We start from the raw sequence: 3,918 nt of genomic DNA, 5'->3' as shown, positions 1-3,918 counted from the left end.
TAGCGGACGAGCAGGACGGAGACCTTCGCGTGCTCCGCCACATAGCCGCCGTTCGACGGCCAGATGTAATCTCTGAAGTTGGGCGGATGGGTCGCCATCACCACCAGATCGGCGCCGGTTTCCTCCACGGCCTTGAGCAGCGTGGGATCGAGGTCGATCGCCGGATCCTTGCTGGTCATCGCGTGGCCCGAGGCCTCGTATCCGTGCTTCTCGCCCTGCTCCCTGGCAAAGGCGTCGAGCTTTTTCGCGAATTCCTGCGGCGTATGCGCCACCGAACCCGGCGTGCCGGCCGTCACCCCGACGAAGACCACCGGTGCCCTGTAGTGCGCGGCAAGGTCGGCCGTGCACTGCAGCGTCCGCTCAAGCGTCCCGACATGGGCCAGATCGACCGGCGTCATGATTTTGCTGAACACGCGTGTCCCTCCTGTCTCGCACCGCTCCCGCAGGGGGAAACCCCCGCGGCACGCCGCGCGACCGATCGCCCAAGGGACGACCGCACCGGGACGCGCCGCGTTGTCGCGCGCGGCGCTTCGGTTGTGCCGGACAGCCTAGACCCCGGGGGAGGCGGATTGCAAACGATCCGCGCACCTATCCCGCAACAAGGAAACGCGGGACAGCGGCCCGCGGTTCCCGCGCCGGCTCAGGCGTTCACGTCCACGACCACCCGGCCGCGCACCCGGCCCTTCAGGATATCGGCGCCCAGTTGCGGCAGATCGGAAAGCGTTGCGTCCTGCACCATCGCCTCCAGCGTTTCCATCGGCAGATCGCGCGCGATCCGCTCCCAGGCGCGCACCCGGTTGGCGTAGGGCTGCATGACCGAGTCGATCCCCAGCAGGTTGACGCCGCGCAGGATGAAGGGGGTGATCAGCGCGCCCTCGATCGCGGCGCCGCCGGCAAGCCCCACCGCGGCGACCGAGGTGCCGTATTTCATCTGCTTGAGCACCCGGCCCAGCATCGCGCCCGCCACCGCGTCCACGCAGCCCGCCCAGCGTTCGGACTCCAGCGGCTTCTTCGTGACTTCGGTCAGCTCCTCGCGAGCCACGATCTCGGTCGCGCCCAGCGACTTGAGGTAGTCGGCCTGTTCGGGCCGCCCCGTGACCGCGGCCACCTCGCGGCCTGCGCGCGCCAGCAGCGCGGTTGCCACCGACCCCACGCCGCCCGCGGCGCCTGTGACCAGAACGGGGCCGTGATGATCGGCCAGCCCGTGATCCTCCAGCGCCTGCACGGCGAGCATCGCGGTCAGCCCGGCGGTGCCGACCGCCATCGCCTGGCGTGTGGTCATCCCCTCGGGCAGCGGCACCAGCCACTCGGGCTTGACGCGGGCCTTCTGCGCGTAGCCGCCCCAATGCGCCTCGCCCACGCGCCAGCCGGTCAGGATCACCTTGTCCCCCGGCTTCCAGCGGTCGTCATCGGAGGATTCCACCGTGCCGGCGAAGTCGATCCCCGGCACATGCGGGTAATGCCGCACCAGGCCGCCGCCCGGCCCGATGCAGAGCCCGTCCTTGTAGTTGAGCGTGGAGTGCTCCACCGCAACCGTGACCTCGGCCTGCGGCAGGTCGTCCTCGCCGATCTGCCGGACCGCGGCAGAGGTCTTGCCGCTCTCGTCGTCCCTTTCCACCACCAGTGCGTTGAACATCTCGTCTCCCTTTCTCGCCTTGCCGGGGATCGGTGCGCCCCGCGCCTTCAACGATGCCGCCATGCCTGCGGCATCAGGAACAGGTCGGTATCCCCTGTGTCCACCCCCGCGGCGGTGAGCATGGCGTGCATCTGGCCGCGGTGCCGGGGCGCGTGGTTGAAAATGCGAACGATGCAGAGCGCAGGGGGGGCGCCGGACCAACGCGCGCTCGACATCGTCCTGCGAAAGCCCGTCGGCCCGGGCGATGGTTTCAGCCTACGTCTCGTCACGCGCCGCCGCGCCCCGAGCCTCGGGGCCGGCGCAGAGGGGCACGCGGCCACGACCTGCCCGGCCCCCTGCGCCCTCGAGCCGCGCAGGCGACACCCGGTTGCCCGGGGCAGAGGCTCGGCCATCGCCGGCAGCGCCCCGAAAAAGGCGCCGCGGGCGCCCAGGGCCTCCCTTGCGGCCGGTGCCTCGATCCGCTCGCGCAGCCATTGGTTCGGCCAGGCCGCGCGGCGCGCCATCGTGCGGCAAAAGTCAGGCCCGATCATCACGGGCCGTGCCAGTCGATCTGGCAGATCTCGGCGCTGCGCCCGTCGAAGTCCCAGACCCGGCCAAAGGCGCGCACCCGCCCCTGCGTCGCCGTCGCCACCGTGATGTCCGGCCCCATCCAGTATTGGGTGTTGCTGACCACGATCTCGCGCTCGGGGTCGGCGCCCTGCACCGGCTCGACCGCGCCCTGTATCTTCTTGCCGACCATCAGGCGGCGGGATTTCCCCTCCGTCTCGAAGATGACCGGCGCGCGCTCGGCGCCCAGGAACTCGCTCACCAGCACGGAGAAAAGGCCGGTGGTTCCCTTCGCCTGCCCCGAGAAGATGCGCACCAACGCCTCGAAACCCGCGTGGCTCGCGCGGTCGTCTATGAAGGCGGCGGCGGTCCAGTTGCCCCGCGCCATCCGGCCCGGGATCTCCAGCAGCAGGCCGACGTTGAGGCCCGACAGATCCTCGTCGCCGTAATGCCCCTCGTCGATCCGCACGCCGGCCCAGGCCTGACAGACGCCCTCGGTGGGCGGATGCTGGCCCAGGCTGACGACGCAAGGGCAGAAGACCGTGCAGTTGCAGTTCAGGATCAACTCGCCCCGGATCGCCCAGGGGGTGCGCGGCGCCTCGCGCCGGGGCGCGGCCGGGTGGCGGTTGTCGATGCGGGTTGCAACGGCGATGCGGTCGGACATGCGGTCTCCTCCGGTCAGATGACGCCCGCTGCGACGAGCGCCGCGGCGGCGAGCAACAGGGCGCCCAACGGGCGGGTCAGCACGCGGCCCATGGGCAGTTTCTCCAGCGCCATGAGCATCATGCCAAGCGCCATGAAGCCAAGGTTCATCGTGCCGCCCACGAAGGCCAGCGCCATCAGCGCCCAGCAGCACCCCAGGCAGACCGCGCCCAGCCTGAGCCCCATGCGCCACGGGCCGTCGTTCCAGTGCGCCATGAAGAAGGTGAGCGGCGCGCGGCAGCGCGACAGGCAGGCTTCCTTGAGCGGGCTGAACTGGTAGAGGCCGGCGAGTGCGAGCAGCACGCCCGTGAGCGCGGCAGAGGTGCTTGCCCCCAGGGGGTCGAGCAGCCCAACCTGCCACAGCCCCGTCTGGGCGAGCGCCGCGAACGCGGCGAACCCGGCCCAGACGGCAAGGTATCCACCCGCCAGCGCCCAGAACCGGGTTGGCGCGGCATGGCCCAGATCCTCGTAGGTGGCGAAGGCAGGCAGCGCGGTGGGCGCCATCATCGCCGCCCCCATCAGCGCCCACATCGCCCAGAGCCGCCCGAGTCCCGCGGCATCCGCCGCAGGCGCGCAAAGCGCCTCCCAGAACGCGGCGCCGTAGATATCGGCAAGCCCGCCCGGGGCCGAGGCCGCCGCCATCGCCCAGAGCACGGCCCAGGCCGCAAGGATCGCGGCATAAAGCCCGATCCAGTGCGGGGCGCCCATCGCGCGGATGCGGTCTGCCAGCATCGCACTCCTCCCTCAGGTTCGAAGAATTCGCGGCTTTTTGTCCAGATGTCCACCGCCCGCCGGGGCGCAAGCCCCTTGAAATCCTGCGCGGCGGGGTCGATATTGGCGCTGTCGCTTCGGCGACTATGGACATAAACGCGCACGTAATAAGCGGATCGGACCCGGGGGCGGTACCCGGCGGCTCCACCAATACCCCGGCGTTGGCGGGATCATGGGGCCGAAACAGGATCGACGAACGTGTAAAGGTGTGGCTTTGTCCCGGTGAGGTACCACCGTTATCGGTCCGTAAAGCATAATTGCCA

Annotated in this window: 4 protein-coding genes and 1 other RNA gene; 1 reads left to right on the top strand and 4 read right to left on the bottom strand. The window is 70.2% G+C overall.

All coding sequences use genetic code 11. The annotated features are described in order from the left end of the window. From ACLFOB_RS14575 to ACLFOB_RS14560, 4 genes are all read right to left on the bottom strand, one after another. On the bottom strand, nucleotides 1–413 hold a 413-nt coding region (locus ACLFOB_RS14575; protein ID WP_410917240.1), incomplete at its 3' end, for a universal stress protein. A gap of 227 nt (nucleotides 414–640) precedes the next feature. Further along, nucleotides 641–1,636 carry an acryloyl-CoA reductase gene (acuI, locus tag ACLFOB_RS14570; protein WP_410917239.1) on the bottom strand — a complete coding sequence of 332 codons (996 nt, stop codon included), beginning with the start codon at nucleotides 1,634–1,636 and terminating at the stop codon, nucleotides 641–643. Between the two features lie 529 nt (nucleotides 1,637–2,165). Then, the gene (locus tag ACLFOB_RS14565; RefSeq protein WP_410926552.1) at nucleotides 2,166–2,846 is read right to left on the bottom strand and encodes a DUF1326 domain-containing protein; all 681 of its coding nucleotides are present in this window, start codon (nucleotides 2,844–2,846) and stop codon (nucleotides 2,166–2,168) included. Between the two features lie 14 nt (nucleotides 2,847–2,860). After that, complete coding sequence (locus ACLFOB_RS14560; RefSeq protein ID WP_410926551.1) at nucleotides 2,861–3,616, bottom strand: DUF2182 domain-containing protein; 756 nt, start codon at nucleotides 3,614–3,616, stop codon at nucleotides 2,861–2,863. Between the two features lie 71 nt (nucleotides 3,617–3,687). Here ACLFOB_RS14560 and ssrA point away from each other — a divergent pair. Beyond that, nucleotides 3,688–3,918: a transfer-messenger RNA gene (ssrA, locus tag ACLFOB_RS14555) on the top strand; the annotation flags it as partial.

Source organism: Rhodosalinus sp. (assembly GCF_046542825.1).
Lineage (GTDB): Bacteria > Pseudomonadota > Alphaproteobacteria > Rhodobacterales > Rhodobacteraceae > Rhodosalinus.
The sequence above is the reverse complement of the archived record's forward strand: the minus strand, read 5'-3'. Positions and strand labels throughout refer to the sequence as shown.